Source organism: Plantibacter sp. AC185, from assembly GCF_979258065.1.
In genome coordinates this window covers 4,117,691-4,136,653 of the sequence record NZ_OZ409831.1, presented here as the reverse complement: position 1 = coordinate 4,136,653, position 18,963 = coordinate 4,117,691, and the positions used below count along the sequence as shown (strand labels likewise).

At 67.8% G+C, this 18,963-nt stretch carries 20 protein-coding genes; 6 read left to right on the top strand and 14 right to left on the bottom strand.

Features of this window, described 5'->3' with window-relative positions; translation table 11 throughout:
- Window positions 1-10: 10 nt before the first annotated feature.
- Window positions 11-832 carry an ABC transporter permease gene (locus tag ACZZZB_RS19285; RefSeq protein WP_463530495.1) on the bottom strand — a complete coding sequence of 274 codons (822 nt, stop codon included), beginning with the start codon at window positions 830-832 and terminating at the stop codon, window positions 11-13.
- Window positions 833-864: 32 nt separating this feature from the next.
- On the bottom strand, window positions 865-1,767 hold the full coding sequence (locus ACZZZB_RS19280; RefSeq protein WP_192018336.1) for an ABC transporter ATP-binding protein: 903 nt from the start codon (window positions 1,765-1,767) through the stop codon (window positions 865-867).
- 262 nt (window positions 1,768-2,029) lie between these two features.
- On the opposite strand from ACZZZB_RS19280, the gene ACZZZB_RS19275 reads away from it, so the two are divergent.
- Window positions 2,030-2,608 carry a TetR/AcrR family transcriptional regulator gene (locus tag ACZZZB_RS19275; protein WP_463530494.1) on the top strand — a complete coding sequence of 193 codons (579 nt, stop codon included), beginning with the start codon at window positions 2,030-2,032 and terminating at the stop codon, window positions 2,606-2,608.
- 20 nt (window positions 2,609-2,628) lie between these two features.
- Here the strand turns inward: ACZZZB_RS19275 and ACZZZB_RS19270 are convergent, their stop codons facing one another.
- The 5 genes from ACZZZB_RS19270 to trpD form a co-directional block, all read right to left on the bottom strand.
- Complete coding sequence (locus tag ACZZZB_RS19270; RefSeq protein WP_133059937.1) at window positions 2,629-2,853, bottom strand: hypothetical protein; 225 nt, start codon at window positions 2,851-2,853, stop codon at window positions 2,629-2,631.
- 84 nt (window positions 2,854-2,937) lie between these two features.
- Complete coding sequence (gene dhaM / locus ACZZZB_RS19265) at window positions 2,938-3,648, bottom strand: dihydroxyacetone kinase phosphoryl donor subunit DhaM (RefSeq protein WP_191941127.1); 711 nt, start codon at window positions 3,646-3,648, stop codon at window positions 2,938-2,940.
- Entirely contained in the window at window positions 3,645-4,289 is a 645-nt protein-coding gene (gene dhaL / locus ACZZZB_RS19260; protein WP_191941128.1) for a dihydroxyacetone kinase subunit DhaL, read from the bottom strand. The genes dhaM and dhaL overlap by 4 nt, the downstream gene beginning before the upstream one ends.
- A 4-nt stretch (window positions 4,290-4,293) precedes the next feature.
- Complete coding sequence (gene dhaK, locus ACZZZB_RS19255; RefSeq protein ID WP_191941129.1) at window positions 4,294-5,295, bottom strand: dihydroxyacetone kinase subunit DhaK; 1,002 nt, start codon at window positions 5,293-5,295, stop codon at window positions 4,294-4,296.
- Between the two features lie 116 nt (window positions 5,296-5,411).
- On the bottom strand, window positions 5,412-6,473 hold the full coding sequence (gene trpD / locus ACZZZB_RS19250; protein ID WP_086473228.1) for an anthranilate phosphoribosyltransferase: 1,062 nt from the start codon (window positions 6,471-6,473) through the stop codon (window positions 5,412-5,414).
- Between the two features lie 183 nt (window positions 6,474-6,656).
- On the opposite strand from trpD, the gene ctaE reads away from it, so the two are divergent.
- The 4 genes from ctaE to qcrB are packed head-to-tail and all read left to right on the top strand — an operon-like array spanning window position 6,657 to window position 10,902.
- Window positions 6,657-7,286: an aa3-type cytochrome oxidase subunit III gene (gene ctaE / locus ACZZZB_RS19245; RefSeq protein WP_428844491.1), complete on the top strand. Its 630-nt coding sequence runs from the start codon at window positions 6,657-6,659 to the stop codon at window positions 7,284-7,286.
- Between the two features lie 18 nt (window positions 7,287-7,304).
- Window positions 7,305-8,150, top strand: a complete 846-nt coding sequence (gene qcrC, locus ACZZZB_RS19240) for a cytochrome bc1 complex diheme cytochrome c subunit (RefSeq protein ID WP_064296976.1) — start codon at window positions 7,305-7,307, stop codon at window positions 8,148-8,150.
- Between the two features lie 35 nt (window positions 8,151-8,185).
- Window positions 8,186-9,271: a cytochrome bc1 complex Rieske iron-sulfur subunit gene (qcrA, locus tag ACZZZB_RS19235; RefSeq protein WP_085510950.1), complete on the top strand. Its 1,086-nt coding sequence runs from the start codon at window positions 8,186-8,188 to the stop codon at window positions 9,269-9,271.
- On the top strand, window positions 9,268-10,902 hold the full coding sequence (gene qcrB / locus ACZZZB_RS19230; protein WP_064296978.1) for a cytochrome bc1 complex cytochrome b subunit: 1,635 nt from the start codon (window positions 9,268-9,270) through the stop codon (window positions 10,900-10,902). The genes qcrA and qcrB overlap by 4 nt, the downstream gene beginning before the upstream one ends.
- Window positions 10,903-11,625: 723 nt before the next feature.
- On the opposite strand, the gene ACZZZB_RS19225 is transcribed toward qcrB, so the two are convergent.
- The 6 genes from ACZZZB_RS19225 to ACZZZB_RS19200 all read right to left on the bottom strand — a co-directional run bounded on the left by ACZZZB_RS19225 (window position 11,626) and on the right by ACZZZB_RS19200 (window position 17,212).
- Window positions 11,626-12,078 (bottom strand): GNAT family N-acetyltransferase, encoded by a 453-nt coding sequence (locus tag ACZZZB_RS19225; protein WP_085510951.1) that lies wholly within the window; start codon window positions 12,076-12,078, stop codon window positions 11,626-11,628.
- Window positions 12,078-12,500, bottom strand: coding sequence for a cytochrome c oxidase subunit 4 (locus ACZZZB_RS19220; protein WP_064296980.1), 423 nt, complete (start codon window positions 12,498-12,500; stop codon window positions 12,078-12,080). The genes ACZZZB_RS19225 and ACZZZB_RS19220 overlap by 1 nt, the downstream gene beginning before the upstream one ends.
- Window positions 12,501-12,505: 5 nt before the next feature.
- Window positions 12,506-14,233 carry an aa3-type cytochrome oxidase subunit I gene (gene ctaD / locus ACZZZB_RS19215; protein WP_064296981.1) on the bottom strand — a complete coding sequence of 576 codons (1,728 nt, stop codon included), beginning with the start codon at window positions 14,231-14,233 and terminating at the stop codon, window positions 12,506-12,508.
- Window positions 14,230-15,132 (bottom strand): aa3-type cytochrome oxidase subunit II, encoded by a 903-nt coding sequence (gene ctaC, locus ACZZZB_RS19210; protein WP_079706003.1) that lies wholly within the window; start codon window positions 15,130-15,132, stop codon window positions 14,230-14,232. The genes ctaD and ctaC overlap by 4 nt, the downstream gene beginning before the upstream one ends.
- A gap of 162 nt (window positions 15,133-15,294) precedes the next feature.
- On the bottom strand, window positions 15,295-15,660 hold the full coding sequence (gene erpA / locus ACZZZB_RS19205; RefSeq protein ID WP_064296983.1) for an iron-sulfur cluster insertion protein ErpA: 366 nt from the start codon (window positions 15,658-15,660) through the stop codon (window positions 15,295-15,297).
- 106 nt (window positions 15,661-15,766) lie between these two features.
- Window positions 15,767-17,212 carry a M20/M25/M40 family metallo-hydrolase gene (locus tag ACZZZB_RS19200; protein ID WP_463530493.1) on the bottom strand — a complete coding sequence of 482 codons (1,446 nt, stop codon included), beginning with the start codon at window positions 17,210-17,212 and terminating at the stop codon, window positions 15,767-15,769.
- 43 nt (window positions 17,213-17,255) lie between these two features.
- Here ACZZZB_RS19200 and ACZZZB_RS19195 point away from each other — a divergent pair, with 43 nt between their 5' ends.
- Complete coding sequence (locus tag ACZZZB_RS19195; protein WP_064296985.1) at window positions 17,256-17,855, top strand: DUF3043 domain-containing protein; 600 nt, start codon at window positions 17,256-17,258, stop codon at window positions 17,853-17,855.
- Window positions 17,856-17,924: 69 nt separating this feature from the next.
- Here ACZZZB_RS19195 and ACZZZB_RS19190 read toward each other — a convergent pair whose 3' ends face one another.
- Window positions 17,925-18,962, bottom strand: coding sequence for a quinone-dependent dihydroorotate dehydrogenase (locus tag ACZZZB_RS19190; RefSeq protein ID WP_463530492.1), 1,038 nt, complete (start codon window positions 18,960-18,962; stop codon window positions 17,925-17,927).
- Window position 18,963: the final 1 nt, after the last annotated feature.

The window sequence follows — 18,963 nt, the reverse complement described above, 5'->3', positions numbered from 1 at the left end:
TGAGCACCGTTCAGGCGTCCCGGCGCAGGAACGTGATCGCTGCGACGACGAACGACGCCAGCGTCCAGATCACCAGAACGGCATATCCGGTCCACGGTCCCATCGGGTCCGTACCGGTCGGGGCGAGGAGCAGGGAGCCGGCCTGGATCGGGAAGAAGCGGGTGATCTCGGTGCCGTATTCGGAGAACATCTGCGGGATCACCGGCACGATGAGGAGGAACACGATCGTCGCGAGCACCGCGGCGACGACGTTGCGGATGATGGTGCCGAGTGCGATTCCGAGGATGCTGATGGTGGCCAGATAGAGCCCGGATCCGAGCACCAACCGCGCCAGGTCGGGTGTCTCCAGCACATAGCCGTACCCGCCCCCTGCCAGGATGATGGGCGCGAGCGCGAACCCGACGGCTGCGCTGACGACACCGATGAGGAACGAGACACCCGCGATGATCGAGGCCTTCGCGACGAGCACCGCCGTCCGGCGCGGAACCGCGAGCAGCGTCGTGCCGATCTGAGCGGACCGGTACTCGTTCGTGATCATCAGGACGGCGAGCACCGCGAGGACGATGCCGACGTAGCCGGTCTTGTCGACGATCATCTCGGGGTAGGCGTCGTAGTTCGCCTTCGGTGACCCGCGGTCGCGGAAGACGTACGCCCAGGGCATCGCGATCCCGTTCGCGGTCAGCAGCAGGAACGCGAATCCTGCGAGGACGTGGTTCGAGGCGAGTCCACGGAACTCGATCCATTCGGAGACGATGGTGCCGCCGAGGCTGACATCGCTTGCGGAGAAGCGCCGCACGACGGGTGCTGCGGCCATGCCGGTGGTGGTGCTCATGAGGATGGTGTCCTTTCGAGGGGGACGCGACGTCAGGCGGAGACGAATTCCTGCGCGTCGCGGGTGAGTCGGTTGTAGGCCTCTTCGAGGGTCTGGCGCAGGGGCGTCAGCTCAGTGATCAGCACTCCCGCCTCGTGCGCGGCACGGGCGATCTGCTCCGCGGAGAGGCCCTCCACGTCCAGCACGCCCGGCTCGCTCGACGCGACGGTCGCCCCCGCTGAGGTGATCCGGCGAGTGAGTGCAGGCGCATCGAGGGCGCGAACACGGACACGACCGTCTCCCTGCTCGGTGAGCGAACCGATGGGAGCGTCCGCGATGATCTCGCCGCGACCGATGATGATCACGTGGTCCGCGATGAGCGCGAGCTCGTTCAGGAGGTGCGAGGACAGGAACACCGTCCGCCCCTCGGCCGCCAGCCGGGCCAGGAGCTCCCGGACCCAGGTCACGCCCTCGGGGTCCAGGCCGTTGACCGGCTCGTCGAGGATGAGCGTGCCCGGATCGCCCAGCAGTGCCGCGGCGATCCCCAAGCGCTGACCCATCCCCAGGGAGAACCCGCCGACCTTCTTCCTGGCGACCGCGCTGAGACCCGTCGCCTCGAGCACCTCGTCGACGCGCGAGCGCGGAATGCGGTGCGTCGCCGCGATCGAGGCGAGGTGGTTCAGCGCCGAGCGCGACCGGTGCGCCGCCCTCGCGTCCAGCAGAGCACCGACCTCGCGCAGCGGCGCGGCGAACGCTCGGTACTCAGAGCCGTCGATACGTGCACGACCAGCGGTGGGACGGTCGAGCCCGACGATCGAACGCATCGTCGTGGACTTGCCGGCGCCGTTCGGCCCCAGGAACCCGGTGACCGTGCCCGATTGGACACTGAAACTCACATCGCGCACCGCGTACGTGCCTCGGTATGCCTTGGTCAGCCCCTCCACGTCGATCGTCATGGCGTCTTCCTCCTGCTCGTAGCGGTTGCCTCGTGCCATCGACGCTACGGACGCGTGTGCGTCGGCGACTGCCAACCAGGGGTTGATCGTCATCGTCGGACTCAGCGGCGAACTGACCGCCGAGCGTCCGACCGTGAGGGAGCACCGCCTTGCGCTCCGGGCTGCGCGACATGATCGCTCAGCCGGGAAGTCGCCTCTGACCTGGACCGAATTGATAGAGTGCGTGCTCTAGAGTGAGTGCTCTAGGAATACGGGAGCAGTCATGCCGAGAATCGTCGACCCACAGCGGTTCACCGCGCGCCAGACCGCGATCCTCGCTGCGGCCTACCGCTGCTTCGCCACCGAGGGGTATGAGACCACCTCGACGGCGGACATCTGCCGGGCGGCGGACATCTCCTCGGGGACCCTGTTCCACTACTTCCCCACCAAGCTCGACATCCTGGTCACGCTGCTGCGGGTGAGCGCCGCCTGGACCGAGGATCAACTGCACCTCGCCACGCGAGCCGGGCCTGGGCGCCCTGCGTTGACCACCTATCTCGGCGCACTCGACCGCCAACGGGCCGCCGACCAGACGGTCGGTTTCGCTCGCGCGGTCCAAGGGATGGCGCATCTCCACGCCGTGGCGGCCGTCCTCGAGGTCGAGCGGGACATGGTGGACCGCTTCTTCCTCAACCACATCACCGAGGCGGTTCGCACCAGCGCTGCCCGCTCCGACGCCACGCCGGAGCAGCTCGTCCGATGGGTGCGCTGGCTCGTCGACGGCAGCGCACTGCACGAGACGCCGGCATCGAGCACAACGGGTGTCAGCGTCGCCGTCCGGTCGTTGCTCCTCCTCGGATGACGGCGTAGGCCACCGGGTCGTCAGGCCGACGGAGCAGGTCGATCGGGGTCCTGGTCCCAGAGCGGCATCCCGAACTCGTTGACCGGGACGGCGGACTGCGCCGGGTCCGGAAGCCGCTCCCCCGTCGGACAGGTCATGAAGTGATCGTGCCCGGAGGAACGGTCGAAGGTGTGCTCGGCGAGCGGATGGCCACAGACCGTGCACTGGCGGTCTTCGGTGTCCGACGTCTTCGTCTGCTCGTTCATGCGGGTCATGCTACGCCGACCGTCGGCGTCGACCACCCCGTTGCGCACGGGGCGCCGACCTGCTTCCGCCCTGAGCGCGACCCGTCAGACCTCTCCGAAGCCGGATTCGATGAGCGACGCCAGTGCCCCGATTGCATCCTCCGCGTCCGGACCGTCCGCCTGCAGCTCCACGACCGCCCCTTTGACGAGGCCCAGTGACATGATCCCGAGCAGGCTCTTGGCGTCCTTCCCGTTCACGACCACCTTGGCCGCGAACGTGCTCGCCAGCTTCACGAACTCCGCAGCGGGTCGAGCGTGGAGCCCGTCCTTGTTCCGCAGGGTCACGGAGGCTGCGGCGTGGGGCGCTGTCGGGTCGTCGGACCCACCCGCCCGAGTCGCCTCGTCGGCGCCGTGCTGGGCAGGGTCACCGCCGGCTGCAGACCGCGCGGCGTCCACGACCTCGTCGAGCGACGCGCCGGTCTGCGCGGCCACGGCTGCGGCGACCCCGCCTTCGACGAGCGGGGCGTCGACGATGCGTACCCGGCCTCGGACGTCGTCGTCGAGGAAGTCGAGTGCCGTCTCAGCGGTCAGGATCGCCGATCCCAGATCGCACAGCACCACCACCCCGGCCCCGGAGTCCACGGCGGCGATCCCGGCGGACACCAGCTCGAAGCTCGTGCCGATCCCTCCGTCATCGGTACCGCCGGCTGCGGCGAGGGCCGCGTCGGGGGCCATCTGGCGCGCCAGGGCGATGAGCCCCTCCGCGATCAGCGCGCTGTGCGAGACGAAGACGAGGCCGACGGCTCCCCCGCTCATGCAGCACCCTCCCCAGCGGCAGCAGCCGCCGCTTGCAGGAGGTAGGAGGTGGACTGCGCCCCGGGGTCGCGGTGCCCGATGGCCCGTTCACCGAGGTAGCTGGCACGCCCCTTGCGGGCGACGAGCGGTTCGGTCGCGGCGGCGCCACCCCACGCGGCCTCCGCGGCTGCGGCCAGCACCCGTGCCGGCGACTCCCCCGCCTCCGCCGCCGCTGATGCAGCGTCCACGGCGGGTGTCCACGCGTCGACCATGGTCTTGTCGCCGACCTCGGCCTTGCCACGGAGCACGATCCCGTCGCGTGCCGCCGTCAGCAGGGCTACGACGGCATCGGCGTCGAGGTCCTCCTGGCCGCCCACGGCGATCGACGCCTTGAGCAGCGCGGTGCCGTACAGCGGGCCGCTCGCGCCTCCGACGGTCGAGATGAGCGTCGTCGCGGCGAGCTTGAGGATGTCCGCGGGCGTCGCATCGTCAGGCTGCTCGTCGAGCTTCGGCAGGATCGCGGAGAACCCGCGGTCGAGGTTCTCGCCATGGTCACCGTCCCCGATGTCGCGGTCGAGCGTGATCAGCTCCACCCGATGCTCTGCGACGACCGCCGCACTCCCCCGCATCCAGGCGATCGCCCAGGCTCCGTCCAATCCCATCCGTCTACCGTCCCCACCGGAGCGCCGCGGTCTGCACCGGGGCGTCCCACAATTCGATCAGTTCGTCGTCGAGTTTCAGGAGGGTGATCGACACACCCTGCATCTCGAGGCTGGTCGTGTAGTTCCCCACGAGCGACCGTGCCACCTCGATCCCGCGCTCCGCGAGCGCCTCGGCCACGCGGCGGAAGACGATGAAGAGCTCGACCTGCGGCGTCCCGCCCATCCCGTTCACCAGGACGAGGGCCCGCTCGCCCGGCGCGTACGGCAAGTCCTCGAGGATGGCGGCGAGCAGCCGGTCGACGATCCGGTCGGCGGGCTCCAGCGGGATGCGTTCACGGCCGGGCTCACCGTGGATCCCGATGCCGATCTCGATCTCGTCGTCGGCCAAGGTGAAACTCGGCTCGCCCGCGTGCGGGACGACGCACGGCGTGAGTGCCACGCCCATCGTGCGGGTGCGCTCGTTGACCTTCGTCGCGAGGTCGGCGACCTCGTCGAGTCCTCCCCCGGCCTCGGCACGTGCCCCGGCGAGCTTCTCCACGAGGACGGTGCCGGCGACACCCCGTCGCCCGGCCGTGTAGAGCGAGTCCTTCACCGCGACGTCGTCGTCGACGATGACCGACCGCACCTCGATGCCCTCGGCCAGCGCGAGGTCCGCCGCGGTCTCGAAGTTGAGGACGTCGCCCGTGTAGTTCTTGACGATGTGCAGGACGCCGGCACCACCGTCCACCGCCTTCGTGGCGGCGAGGATGGGGTCCGGAGTGGGCGAGGTGAACACCGGGCCTGGTACGGCGGCGTCGAGCATCCCGAATCCGACGAACCCGCCGTGGAGGGGTTCGTGCCCGCTGCCACCGCCGCTCACGATCCCCACCTTCCCGGCGACCGGGGCATCGGCTCGGGCGATGAACACCGGGTCGAGCGACACGGTGACGAGGTCGGGGTGCGCGACGCCGAAACCGGCCACCGCCTCGACGACGACGTCCTTGGGATCATTGATGAGCTTCTTCATTGAATCCTCCTGCAAGATCGGTTCGGGTCCGCCGACCGGGTACGCCGGCATCGGGTCTCAACCTACGCGCTGCGGCCCATCGCCGGTAGGGCCGGAAGACCCGGCCACGGCGCGGATCAGCGCGAGCCGAGCGTGCGGGTGGCGTCCACCCAGGCGTCGAGTGTCGCGGTCGCCGCACCCGAGTCGATGACGGCCGCGGCGGACACGAGCGCTGCGGCGAACCGCTCGAGGATCGGCCGCTGGGCCTGCGTCGGATCCTCCGACAGTTCGAACGCCACGATCCCGGCCGCGGCGTTCAGCAGGACGATGTCGCGGACGGGACCCTCCTCGCCGGCCAGCGTGGCGCGCACGACACCGGCGTTGTGCTGGGCGTCACCGCCGATGAGATCGTCGATCGACGCACGGCGGATGCCGAGTTCCCGGGGATCCAGGTCGTGCTCGGTGACGGCTCCGCGGGTGATCTCCCAGAGGTGGCTGTGTCCCGTCGTCGTCAGTTCGTCGAGTCCGTCGTCGCCCCGGAAGACGAGGGCGGTCGCCCCGCGCGTCTGGAAGACGCCCACGAACAACGGGATGCGGTCGGCGTGCGCGACGCCGACCGCCGACGCCTCCGGGCGGGCCGGGTTGACGAGCGGGCCCAGGAAGTTGAAGACCGTCGGCACGCCGAGCTCCGCACGAACCGCCCCTGCGTGGCCGAAACCGGGGTGGAACGCCGCCGCGTACGCGAAGGTGATGCCCGTCGACGCCAGCACCTCCCCCACCAGGTCCGTCGGCAGGGCGAGGTCGACGCCGAGCGCCGAGAGCACGTCGCTCGATCCCGAGGCGGAGCTCGCCGCGCGGTTGCCGTGCTTGATGACCGGGATGCCCGTCGCGGCCGCGACGATGGACGCGGTCGTCGAGATGTTGACCGTGCCGAAGCGGTCGCCGCCGGTGCCGACGATGTCGAGGGCCCGAGACGGGGCGACGAGCGGCTTCGCGTGGTCGAGGATCGCGTCGCGGAACCCGACGATCTCGTCCACCGTCTCCCCCTTCCGACGCAACGCGATGAGGAAGCCGGCCAGCTGGGCGTCCGTCACCTGACCGGTCATGATCCGTTCCATCGCCCACGTCGACTCCGACACACTGAGATCGGTTCCGGCGAGCAGGTCGCCGATGAGCGTCGGCCAGGTCGTGAGAGGCATGTCGACGATCTTACAAGCGCGACTCGCCGACGCCTCGAGCGGCCTGTGGAGGCGAAGATCACATGAATCCCGCAGCAGAACCGAAGATTCCGGTCAGGAAATAAGGCTAGCCTTACTGATCCGAGCGTGCTCGCCGCCCCCGAAATGCGAAAAACCGCTCCGGCTTTCGGCCATAATGGAGGGGTGACGAGCACCTCAATCAACCTTGCGCCGAGCGCGCCCCGGATCAACCGACCGAACACGGTCGCGGTTGGAACGATCGTCTGGCTGGGCAGCGAGGTCATGTTCTTCGCCGGCCTCTTCGCGATCTACTTCACGCTGCGATCGATGGCTCCCGAGCTGTGGGCGGCCGAAGCCGGTCGCCTGAACGTCCCGTACTCGACGATCAACACGATCATCCTCGTGTCCTCGTCGTTCACGTGCCAGTTCGGCGTCTTCGCAGCGGAGCGCATGCAGCCCCGCATGACGGGCTGGAGCCCGCGCAAGTGGGGCATGGTCGAGTGGTTCTTCCTCACCTACGCCCTGGGCGCCGTGTTCGTCTCCGGCCAGATCCTCGAGTACGCGACGCTCGTCAGCGAGGGCATCTCCCTCAGCTCGAACGCGTACGGCTCGGCGTTCTACCTCACGACCGGCTTCCACGGCCTGCACGTGACCGGTGGCCTCATCGCCTTCCTCCTCGTGATCGGCCGTGCCTACGCCGTCAAACGATTCGGCCACAAGGAGGCGACGAGCGCCATCGTCGTCTCGTACTACTGGCACTTCGTCGACGTCGTGTGGATCGGCCTCTACTTCGTCATCTACATCCTGCGCTGACCCGGAATGACTGACTCCATGAAGACTGACCCCACCCAGACGACGACCACCAAGGCGTCCAAGAAGGCCGCCCGCGCCACGCGCAAGAGCGGCCGCCGCAGCCCGTTCGCCTCGGCGGCGCTGCTCGCGATCGGCCTCCTCGTGACCGGTGGCGCCTACGCAGCCGTCAGCGTCAGCACGGCCAGCGCAGAGCCCGTCGCCGCTGCCAAGTCGCAGGCCTCCGTCGACGAGGGCGAGAAGCTCTTCTCCGCGAACTGCGCCACCTGCCACGGCCTCGACATGCAGGGCACGACCGCCGGACCGAGCCTCCTCGGCGTCGGTGCCGCCGCCGTCGACTTCCAGGTCGGCACCGGCCGGATGCCGCTGCAGAACCAGGGCCCGCAGGCCCCGGAGAAGCCCGTGCAGTTCACCGAGGAGCAGATCTCCTCCCTCGCGGCCTACGTCGCCTCGGTCGCACCCGGCCCGGAGATCCCCGAGGAGCAGTACCTCGACGGTGAAGGTGACGCCTCCAACGGCGCACAGCTCTTCCGCATCAACTGCGCGATGTGCCACAACGTCGCAGCCGCCGGTGGCGCCCTGACCGAGGGCAAGTACGCTCCCTCGCTCGTCGGCGTCAGCGCCGCCCACATCTACGAGGCCATGATCACCGGCCCGCAGAACATGCCCGTCTTCAACGACATGAACCTCTCCCCCGAGGACAAGCGCGACATCATCACCGCGCTCAAGTTCATGGAGAAGAACCCGTCACCGGGCGGCAACGACCTCGGCTCGCTCGGCCCCGTCTCCGAGGGCCTGTTCCTCTGGATCTTCGGCCTCGGCTCGATCGTGGCCCTCACCGTCTGGATCACCGCGAAGTCGAACTGACCGACGCGGATCGACAACACGTAAGAAGGAGCACCATGGCTCACGACAACTCGAGCGGCTCGGGTCACCCAGCCGCCGACTCGTCTGCCGATCCGTCCGCCCACGGGCAGGAGCTGCAGGTCGCGACCGGTACCGGGGTCATCTCCCGCGACGCCGTCGTCGACCCCGGCCTGCCTCCGCACCGGAAGCGCGTCACGGACCTCGACCCCAAGAAGGACAAGCGGGCCGAGCGCGCCGTCTACACCCTCTTCTACCTGTCGATCGCCGGCAGCGTCTGGGCGGTCGCCGCCTACATGGCGTTCCCGATCGAGCCCGAGGACATCGCCTCGGTCCGCCTGAACAACCTGTTCATCGGTCTCGGCATGGCGTTGGCCCTGCTCGCGATCGGTATCGGCGCCGTGCACTGGGGCAAGGCCCTCATGCACGACGAAGAGGGCATCGACTACCGTCACAAGGTCGGCGGCAACCAGGCCAGCCGCGATCGCGCGGTGGAGATCATGCACCAGGCGAACGTCGAGTCCGGCATCGGACGACGCGCGCTCATCCGCAACAGCCTCATCGGCTCCCTCATCGTCTTCCCGCTCCCGGGCATCGCACTGTTCCGCGGTCTCGCGCCGTACGACGAAGACCCCGTCGAGCTCATGCAGCACACGATGTGGAAGGAAGGCACGCGCCTCGCCCGTGACCCTTCCGGTACGCCCATCAAGGCGTCCGACGTAACCCTCGGCAGTGCGTTCCACGTGATCCCCGAGAACCTCCACGAGGCCGATCATGTCCTCAACGAGAAGGCGAAGGCGATCGTGCTGCTCATGCGGCTGAAGCCCGAAGACCTCGTCGAGGAGGAGTCCAAGAAGGACTGGTCCTACGACGGCATCGTCGCCTACTCCAAGGTGTGCACGCACGTCGGTTGCCCGGTCGCGCTCTACGAGCAGCAGACGCACCACCTCCTCTGCCCCTGCCACCAGTCGCAGTTCGATGTCACGAACCACTGCGCGGTCATCTTCGGACCGGCCGCCCGGCCGCTTCCGCAGCTGCCGATCACCGTCGACGACGAGGGCTACCTCGTCGCGCGGAGCGACTTCCACGAACCTGTCGGCCCGAGCTTCTGGGAGCGTCATTGAGCACCTCGACCGCAACACGCGCCCCTGAGCAGGCCAAGGCCGCTCCGGCGAAGAGCTCCGGTGGATTCACCGGCGCCGCAGCGAACTACCTCGAAGAGCGGACGTCCATCTCGGTCGCCGTCAAGGAGTTCGGCCGCAAGATCTTCCCCGACCACTGGTCGTTCCTCCTCGGCGAGGTCGCGCTCTACAGCTTCGTCATCATCCTGCTGTCGGGCTCCTTCCTCACCTTCTTCTTCCAGGCATCGATGGCGGAGGTCCACTACGACGGGTCCTTCGTCCCGCTGAAGAACATCGAGATGTCCGTCGCCATGGCGTCGACGCTCGACATCTCGTTCGACATCCGCGGCGGCCTCCTGATGCGTCAGGTGCACCACTGGGCGGCCCTGCTGTTCGTGGCGTCCATCGGCCTGCACATGCTGCGCATCTTCTTCACCGGTGCGTTCCGCAAGCCGCGTGAGCTGAACTGGGTGATCGGTTTCGTCCTGTTCATCCTGGCCATGGCCGAGGGGTTCACCGGGTACTCGCTGCCCGACGACCTGCTCTCCGGTAACGGTCTGCGGATCATCGACGGCATGGTCAAGGGTCTGCCCATCATCGGTACGTGGACGACCTTCCTGCTGTTCGGTGGAGAGTTCCCGGGCACCGACATCGTCGGCCGCCTCTACACCCTCCACATCCTGCTCCTGCCGGCGCTCGTGCTGCTCTTCATCGCCCTGCACCTGGTGTTCGTCGTCGTGCACAAGCACACGCAGTTCCCGGGCGCCGGTCGCACCGAGCAGAACGTGGTCGGATTCCCCGTCCTCCCCGTCTACGCCGCGAAGGCCGGTGGCTTCTTCTTCATCGTCTTCGGTGTCGTGATGCTCATCGCCTCGCTGTTCACGATCAACCCGATCTGGAACTACGGACCGTACGACCCCTCCCCGGTCTCGGCGGGTACGCAGCCTGACTGGTACATCGGATTCGCCGACGGCGCGCTCCGACTGGTTCCGCCGCACCTCGAGTTCGTCCTCTGGGATCACACGTTCTCGTTCAACATCATCCTTCCCGTCCTCGTGCTGGGTCTGTTCATCGTCACGGTGTTCATCTACCCGTTCGTCGAGGCGTGGATCACGGGTGACAAGCGCGAGCACCACATCCTCGACCGTCCGCGCAACGCGCCGACCCGCACCGCCATCGGTGCTGCCGGTGTCACCTTCTACGCCGCTCTCTGGGCTGCTGCGAGCTCGGACATCATCGCCACGCACTTCAAGGTGACGATGGAGGGCGTGATCCACACGCTGCAGGCGATCCTCATCCTCGGACCGTTCATCGCCTACTTCATCGCGAAGCGCACCTGTCTGGCGCTGCAGAAGAAGGATCGCGAGATCCTCCTCCACGGCTACGAGACCGGGCGCATCGTCCGCCTCCCCGGGGGCGAGTTCATCGAGGTCCACGAGCCCGTCGACGAGTACGAGCGCTGGCGCCTCGCGAGCTACGACGACCACAAGCCGTTGATGATCCGTCCGAACGCCAAGGGCAAGATCACCGGCGTCCAGAAGGCTCGCGCCGCGATGTCCCGCTGGTTCTTCGAGGATCGGATCGCTCCGGTCACGAACACGGAGATCGAACGTTCCCACGGCGACCACCACTAGGCGGATCCTCTTGGAAAGCCCCGCAGTCCTCACGGACTGCGGGGCTTTCGTCATTGGGGGCGGGGATCGCCGAACTGCGCCGCGGCAAGACGCGTGCGACAGCGGACGTCCGTGCAGTCCCGGTCCCCCCTTCTCCGGGCGCCGAAGGCCGCTGCGGATGAGGTGAGCCCTTCGACACCCGCAGGGATCCGCGTTCGCTCACCGCGGTTCACCGGCATTCCTCTGCGAAAGCACACGATGGGAGCCGATCGACCGGCCCCGGGGGCGACGTTCCCGACCCAGGGTGATCGTGGCCGTACCGAGGAGACACCGGACTACGGCTGCCCTTCGACGGGCTCAGGGACCGGAATGCCTGCGCCAGAGCTCTTCGTACGCACCCTGAGTCCTCTGTGGGCGGCGCGCGCCCCCGACAGGCTCAGGGCCAGGTTCGCACTCTGCGCCAGGGGCTCTTCGATACGCACGCTGAGTCCTCTGGGCGGCGGTGTGCGCCCCTCGACAGCCTCAGAGACCGGGGGCCGCTCCCCTGGTCTATCAGACGTGCGCAGGGGTCACCGGAGTACGGCTTCCACTGTGAGCAGCCTGGCCGGCCGGAAGGGTGACGGTCACGACCTTCGGGGGTGGTCCCCGCCATGCCGGCTGCTTGTTCTCCACGTCCAGGCGCGCACTGGAACACGAAAGAGCCCCCGAGCATGGCTCGGGGGCTCTTCGATGACAGCTTGGGGATCAGCCCAGCGGGAGGATCTTCTTGTAGAACTCCGCCGTCACGTTGTAGCCGAGACGACGGTAGAAGTCGCCGGCTCGAGAGGTGGACATCGTCAGCTGGCGCGCACCGCGCTCGACGGCGTAGTGCTCGTTCGCCTCCACCAGGGCCGAACCGATGCCGGCGCCGCGGGCGGTCTCGTCGACGACGAGCTCCTGCAGGTGGGCGGTCAGGCCGGCCGCGTGCAGCAGCCGGGACACCGTCATCAGGGTGTATCCAACGACACGATCCGATTCGTCGACCGCGACGTACAGCACGTTGGTCTCGTCTTCACGAGGGCGCATGACGTTGTTGTACGCAGCCATGAAGTCGTCCGCAGCAGGCGGGATGGACCCGGTGATCAGCTGGCCGGCCAGCGCGAAGACGGCTGAACGGTCGTCGGACTGACCACGGCGGATGCTGAACGAGGCGACCATCAGCGTGCGAAGTATCCGCGGTAGTACTCGTAGTTCCAACCGACGACCGCGATGACGACCAGCGGGATGCCGATGATCGCGATCCAGAACCCGACCGCCAGACCCAGCACGAGCAGACCGCACGCACCGGCGAGGATGATGGGCCACCAGCTCCACGGGCTGAAGTGCCCGATCTCCGGGTCGCCGTCGTCGATGTTGGCCGTGAGCGTGTCCTCGGGGAGCTCTGCGCCCTGGCTCTTGTGTACCCGGCTGAGGTAGAAGCCGAGGAAGGCGCTCAGGATCGCGGCGAGAGCCAGGGTGACCGTGCCGACCCATTCGACCCGGCCGTGCAGCGGGTCGACGAGCGACCACACGGTGTAGACCGCGCAGAGGAGGGCGCAGAACACCGTCAGGATCGTGAAGAGGATGATATTGGCGCGCATGGCGGCTACTTCACCTTTCCGGCGTCGATGTCGAGCGTGGGTGCGTCAGGCGCGTCCTTCGCGGGACCGACGCCGACCGGGATACCGACCTCGGGGTGGTGGAGGTCGAACGCCGGGCGCTCCGAGCGGATGCGCGGGATGGAGACGAAGTTGTGACGCGGCGGGGGCGAGCTGGTCGCCCACTCGAGCGATCCACCGTAACCCCACGGGTCGTCCTCGGTGACTCGCGGAGCCTTTCGGATCGTGATGTACACGTTCAGGAAGAAGGGCAGCAGCGAGATGGCGAGGATGAAGGAGCCCACGGTCGACAGCTGGTTCATCCAGGTGAAGCCGTCCTCGGGTGAGTACGTCGCGTAGCGGCGCGGGAACCCGATGACGCCCAACCAGTGCTGGATGAGGAACGTCGTGTGGAAGCCGATGAAGAGCAGCCAGAAGTGCCAGTAGCCGAGCTTCTCGTTGAGCATCTTGCCCGTCCACTTCGGCCACCAGAAGTAGAAGCCGGCGAACATGGCGAACACGACCGTGCCGAACACGACGTAGTGGAAGTGCGCCACGACGAAGTAGGAGTCGGAGACGTGGAAGTCGAGCGGCGGCGAAGCGAGGATGACACCGGTGAGTCCACCAAAGACGAAGGTGATCAGGAAGCCGATCGACCAGAGCATCGGGGTCTCGAAAGTGACCGAACCGCGCCACATCGTCCCGAGCCAGTTGAAGATCTTCACACCGGTCGGAACCGCGATGAGCATCGTCATGAGGGCGAAGAACGGCAGGAGCACCGATCCGGTGACGTACATGTGGTGCGCCCACACGGTCACGGAGAGCGCAGCGATCGCGATCGTCGCGTAGATCAGGGTCTTGTAGCCGAAGATCGGCTTGCGGCTGAACACCGGGAAGATCTCGGACACGATGCCGAAGAACGGCAGCGCGATGATGTAGACCTCGGGGTGCCCGAAGAACCAGAACAGGTGCTGCCACAGGATGACACCGCCGTTGGCCGCGTCGTAGATGTGGGCGTCGAACACGCGGTCCGCTGCGAGGCCGAAGAGGGCCGCTGCGAGCACCGGGAACGCCATCAGGACGAGGATGGACGTCACGAGGACGTTCCACGTGAAGATCGGCATGCGGAACATCGTCATGCCGGGCGCGCGCATCGTGATGATCGTGGTGATGAAGTTGACACCACCGAGGATGGTCCCGAAGCCGCTGAGCGCCAGGCCGAGGACCCAGAGATTACCTCCGAGCCCTGGCGAGAACGTCGTACTCGACAGTGGCGCATAGGCGAACCAGCCGAAGGCGGCGGCACCCTGCGGGGTGAGGAAGCCACCGACGGCGATGAGGCTACCGAAGGCGTAGAGCCAGAACGCGAAGGCGTTCAGTCGCGGGAAGGCGACGTCCGGTGCGCCGATCTGCAGCGGCATAAGCGCGTTCGCGAACCCGGCGAAGAGCGGCGTCGCGAACATGAGGAGCATGATCGTGCCGTGCATCGTGAAGAGCTGGTTGTACTGCTCCTTGGTCTCCACGATCGTGCCGCCGGGCTCGAAGAGCTGGGCGCGGATGATGAGCGCCATCACGCCGCCGAGGCAGAAGAAGATGAACGAGGCGATCAGGTACATGTACCCGATGGTCTTGTGGTCGGTGGAGGTGATCCACTTGACCAGGATGTTGCCCTTGCGCTCGACCGAGGTGCGTCCGACGACGCTCGCCTGGCCTGCGGGAAGCGTGGTGGAGGTCATTCCCCGTCTCCGTGCTCTTCGAGACCTGCCGGCGCCTTGGTGCCGGGGAGGTTGCTGTTGCGATCGTATTCCGTGCCGTAGTCGCCGATGTTGCCCGACTCGGCCAGGTCTTCGAGGTGCTTGTCGTACTCGGCCTGCGAGACGACCTTCACGTTGAAGAGCATGAGCGAGTGGTACTCGCCACAGAGCTCGGCGCACTTGCCGGCGTACGTGCCCTCGCGCTCAGGGGTGAAGGACATGTAGTTCGTCTTGCCCGGGATCATGTCCTTCTTGTAGAGGAAGTCGATGACCCAGAAGGAGTGGATGACGTCGCGCGACTGCAGCGCGATCTTCACCGTCTTGCCGACGGGCAGGTAGAGCGTGGGGAGTGCGTCCTGGTCGATGACGCCACCGGGCTTCTCATCGGCCTGCACGCCTGCGGTCCAGACGTCCTGGCCGTTGACGGCCTCGTCGTACACGAAGTCCCATGCCCACTGCTTGGCGAAGACCTCGATGGCCACGTCGGGATCCTCGTACTGGGTCTCGATCGCGTTCTGATCGCGCGCCGTGAAGGCGAAGAAGCCGAGGACCAGGATGAGCGGGACGATCGTGTAGAAGATCTCGATCGGCATGTTGTACCGCAGCTGGACCGGGAGACCGGTCTGCCCCTTGCGGCGTCGGTACACGATGACGGCCCAGATGATGAGCCCCCACGTGATGACACCGACTGCGAGCAGCACCAGCCATGCCGTCACCCACAGGCCCGCGATGCGGTCCGTGTGGTTCGTGACGGGAGATTCGCCCTCGACGAATCCCGGCAGGTAACCATGCAGTTCCGCCTGCGTACAACCCGCCAGGACTATGGCGAGTGTGGCTGCGACCGGAATGGCAGCCCATCTGAGACGACGAGTCGAGCGCACCTCTGAAACCTTTCGAATACACACCTGTGGATCGCCCCCCAGTCTAGTGGGGATGGGCGGTGAACGCCGGACCATTCGCGTCCGCGGTGCGGGATCGTGACCGGAATGACGAAGGGGAAACCACCCGCGACCGGGTAATTTCCCCTTCAGGAAGAATCTGGCTCAGTGGAAGCTGTCGCCGCAGGCGCAGCTGCCCTCGGCATTGGGGTTGTCGATGGTGAACCCCTGCTTCTGGATGGTGTCCTCGAAGTCGATCTTGGCGCCGTCGAGGTAGGGGACGCTCATCTTGTCGACGATGACCTCGACGCCGTCGAAGTCGACCGTGGCGTCGCCGTCGAGCATGCGCTCGTCGAAGTACAGCTGGTAGATGAGGCCCGAGCACCCACCCGGCTGGACGGCCACGCGGAGACGGAGGTCGTCGCGACCCTCCTGCTCGAGGAGGCTCTTGACCTTCTGCGCCGCCGTGTCGGACAGGCCGACGCCGTGAGCCGCGTCGATCTTGGTCTCGGTCAGGATGGTGTCGCTCATGATGCTCCTCGCGAGGTCTGGCGGCGCCGGGTCGACGCCTGTGTGAGATTCTACCGCCTGCCGCGCCGGACGCACCCCGTGGTTCCGGCGGCGCGTCCGGCACCGACTACGCGTCGGCGGACGGGCGGGGTGCGGCCGCCAGGCGGGCGAGGAGCAACGCCTCCGTGAGGATCGCCTTCTGGAAGACGCCGAGGTGCAGCGACTCGTTCGGGCTGTGGGCGCGCGAGTGCGGGTCCTCGACACCGGTGACGAGGATCTGGGCGTCCGGGAAGACCCGGACGAGGTCGGCGATGAACGGGATCGATCCGCCGACACCCGTCTCCACGGGCTCGACCTCCCAGGCGTCGGCCATGGCGCGCTTCGCCTCGGCGACGGCCCAACCGCTCGTGTCCACGAGGAACGGGCTCCCCTGGTCGACCTCGTCGATCGTCAGCTGTGCGCCGAACGGGCTGTTGGCGAGGAGGTGGGCCTCGAGTGCACGGTAGGCCTCGGCCGGATCCTGCCCGGGGGCGATCCGCGCACTGATGCGCACCGACACCTCCGGGATGAGCGTGTTCGAGGCGTTGGCCACCGACGGTGCGTCGATGCCCGTGACGGTGATCGCGGGCTGCGACCAGATCCGGCTGAGGATGGAGCCGCGTCCGATGGGCGAGACCCCCTCGGACAGTCCGGACTCGGCGCGGAGCTGCGCCTCGTCGAACTCCGGGGTGACGGCGTCGTGCGAGGTGAGTCCGTCGACCGCCACCGAACCGTCCGCGTCCCACAGGGTCGCGAGCAGGGTGACCGTGGCCAGCATCGCGTCCGGCACCGCTCCCCCGAGCATCCCGGAGTGGGAGGCGTGGTCGAGGGTCTTCACGCGCAGCCGGAACGTGACGTTGCCACGCAGACCGATCGTCAGCGCCGGTGTCCGCTCGTCCCAGTTGTCGCTGTCGGCGACGACGATCACGTCCGCCGCGAGGGTGTCGCGGTGCTCCTCCAGGAAGGAGCCGAAGGATCGTGAGCCGAACTCCTCCTCGCCCTCGATGAACAGCACGATACCGAGGTCGAGGTCGGAGCCGAGGACCTCGGTGACGGCTCGGATCGCGGCGATGTGGGACATGACGCCGGCCTTGTCGTCAGCCGCGCCCCGTCCGTAGATGCGGCCGTCGCGGACGGTCGGCTCGAACGGGGGCGAGTCCCACTTGTCGTCGCTTCCGGGGGGCTGGACGTCGTGGTGCGCGTAGAGCAGCACGGTCGGTCGGCCGTTCCGTGGTTCGCGGCGGGCCAGCACGGCGGGCTGTCCGAGCTCCGCTCCGCCGTCGATGGCGGACCGGCGCACCGAGACCTCGTCGAAGACACCGAGACCGCGGGCGAGCTCCGCGACCGCTTCGGCACTCCGCGCCACCTCGGCCGCGTCGAACGCCGACCACGACACCGAGGGGATGCGGACGAGCGCCGACAGATCGGCGATCGAGGACGGCAACGCACCGGCGACGGATTCGCGCAGCCGAGCGAGGACTTCCTGGTCGTTGCGTGGGTCTTGGGTCGATTCCGTCGTGGTACCTGTCGTCATGCGAGTAATCTTAAGGGAATCCCCGAATCAAGGACGTTCCATCGTGGCCAAACAGCAGAGCACCCCGGCATCAGAGCCGATCGTCGAGACCGCAGCGCAGACGGCTGAGCGCCTCGCCCGCGGAGCCAAGGAGGCGAAGGGTCGACCCACCCCCTCACGGGCGGAACGCGAGGCGCAGAACAAGCGTCCGCTCGTCCCCTCCGACCGCAAGGAGGCCTCGAAGGCGGCGAAGGCGCAGCAGGCCGAGGCACGGCGGCGGGCGCAGGCCGGCATGGCCGCCGGCGACGACAAGTTCCTCCCGGCACGCGAGCGCGGTCCGCAGAAGAAGTTCGTCCGCGACTACGTCGACGCCCGGTTCAACATCGGCGAGTTCATGATCCCGGTGATGTTCCTCGTGATCATCCTCACCTTCATGCCGGTGCCCGAGATCCAGGTCTACGGCATGCTCACCCTCTGGGTATTCTTCATCATCGCGATCGCCGACTGCTTCTTCCTCGGCTTCCGCGTCCGGAAGGCGCTGCGGGCGAAGTTCGGGCAGGACGAGCGCGGCGTGCGCTGGTACGCCGCCATGCGAGCGCTGCAGCTGCGCCCGCTCCGCCTGCCCAAGCCGCAGGTCAAGCGCGGCCAGTTCCCCAACAAGTAGTCCCACGAAACCGAACGCCCGCCGGTCCCAGACCGGCGGGCGTTCGTCGTCGATGACGCGTGGTGCCGCTCAGGGGCCGGTTCGAGCCAGCCGGTCGAGCCCGCGGTTGATGTGCCTCGCCCAGAGCGGCCCGCGGTAGAGGAACGCCGTGTAGCCCTGCACGAGGGTTGCTCCTGCGTCCAAGCGCTCCTGGACGTCTTCGGCGGTGTCGACGCCCCCGACCGAGATGACGCACAACTCCGGGGGCACGATGGCCCGGATGCGCCGCAGGACGACGAGCGAGCGGGCGGCCAGCGGTGCACCGGACAGTCCGCCGGCCCCGGCCGCCTCGACGATGGCGGGATCGGTGGTCAGTCCGTCGCGCGAGATGGTCGTGTTCGTCGCGATGACGCCGTCCAGGCCGAGTTCGACGACCAGCTCTGCGATGCGGTCGACCTCCGCATCGCTCAGGTCGGGCGCGATCTTGACGAGCAACGGCGTCGAACCGGCGGCGGCGCGGACGGCCTCGAGCAGCGGCGCGAGCTGGTCGAGCTCCTGGAGGCCGCGGAGCCCAGGGGTGTTCGGCGAGCTGACGTTGACCACGAGGTAGTCGGCCACGGGCGCGAGGAGCGTCGCGCTCCGGACGTAGTCGGCCGTGGCGTCGGCGACGTCCACGACACGGCTCTTGCCGATATTCACGCCGAGGACGGGTCGGCGGCTCACCCGCGCGGTCCGTTCGAGCCGACGCCTGGCCTGGTCGGCTCCCCCGTTGTTGAAGCCCATGCGGTTGACGACCGCCCGATCGGCGATGAGTCGGAACAGCCGGGGCTTGGGGTTGCCCGGCTGCGGGATCGCCGTGATCGTGCCCACCTCGACATGGCCGAACCCGAGGAGTCCGAGGCCGAGGACGCCCTTGCCGTCCTTGTCGAAGCCGGCGGCGACACCGAACGGGGTCTCGAACCGCAGCCCCAGCGTCTCCACCGACTGGTCGAGTCGCGGCGCCGTCCAGCGCCTGATGACGGGGCCGAAGCCGGTCGCGGGAAGCGAGCGGATGACGTCGAAGGCCAGGTGGTGTGCGCGTTCGGGATCGAGCTTGGACAGCACCTGCGAGAAGAGGAAGCGGTACACG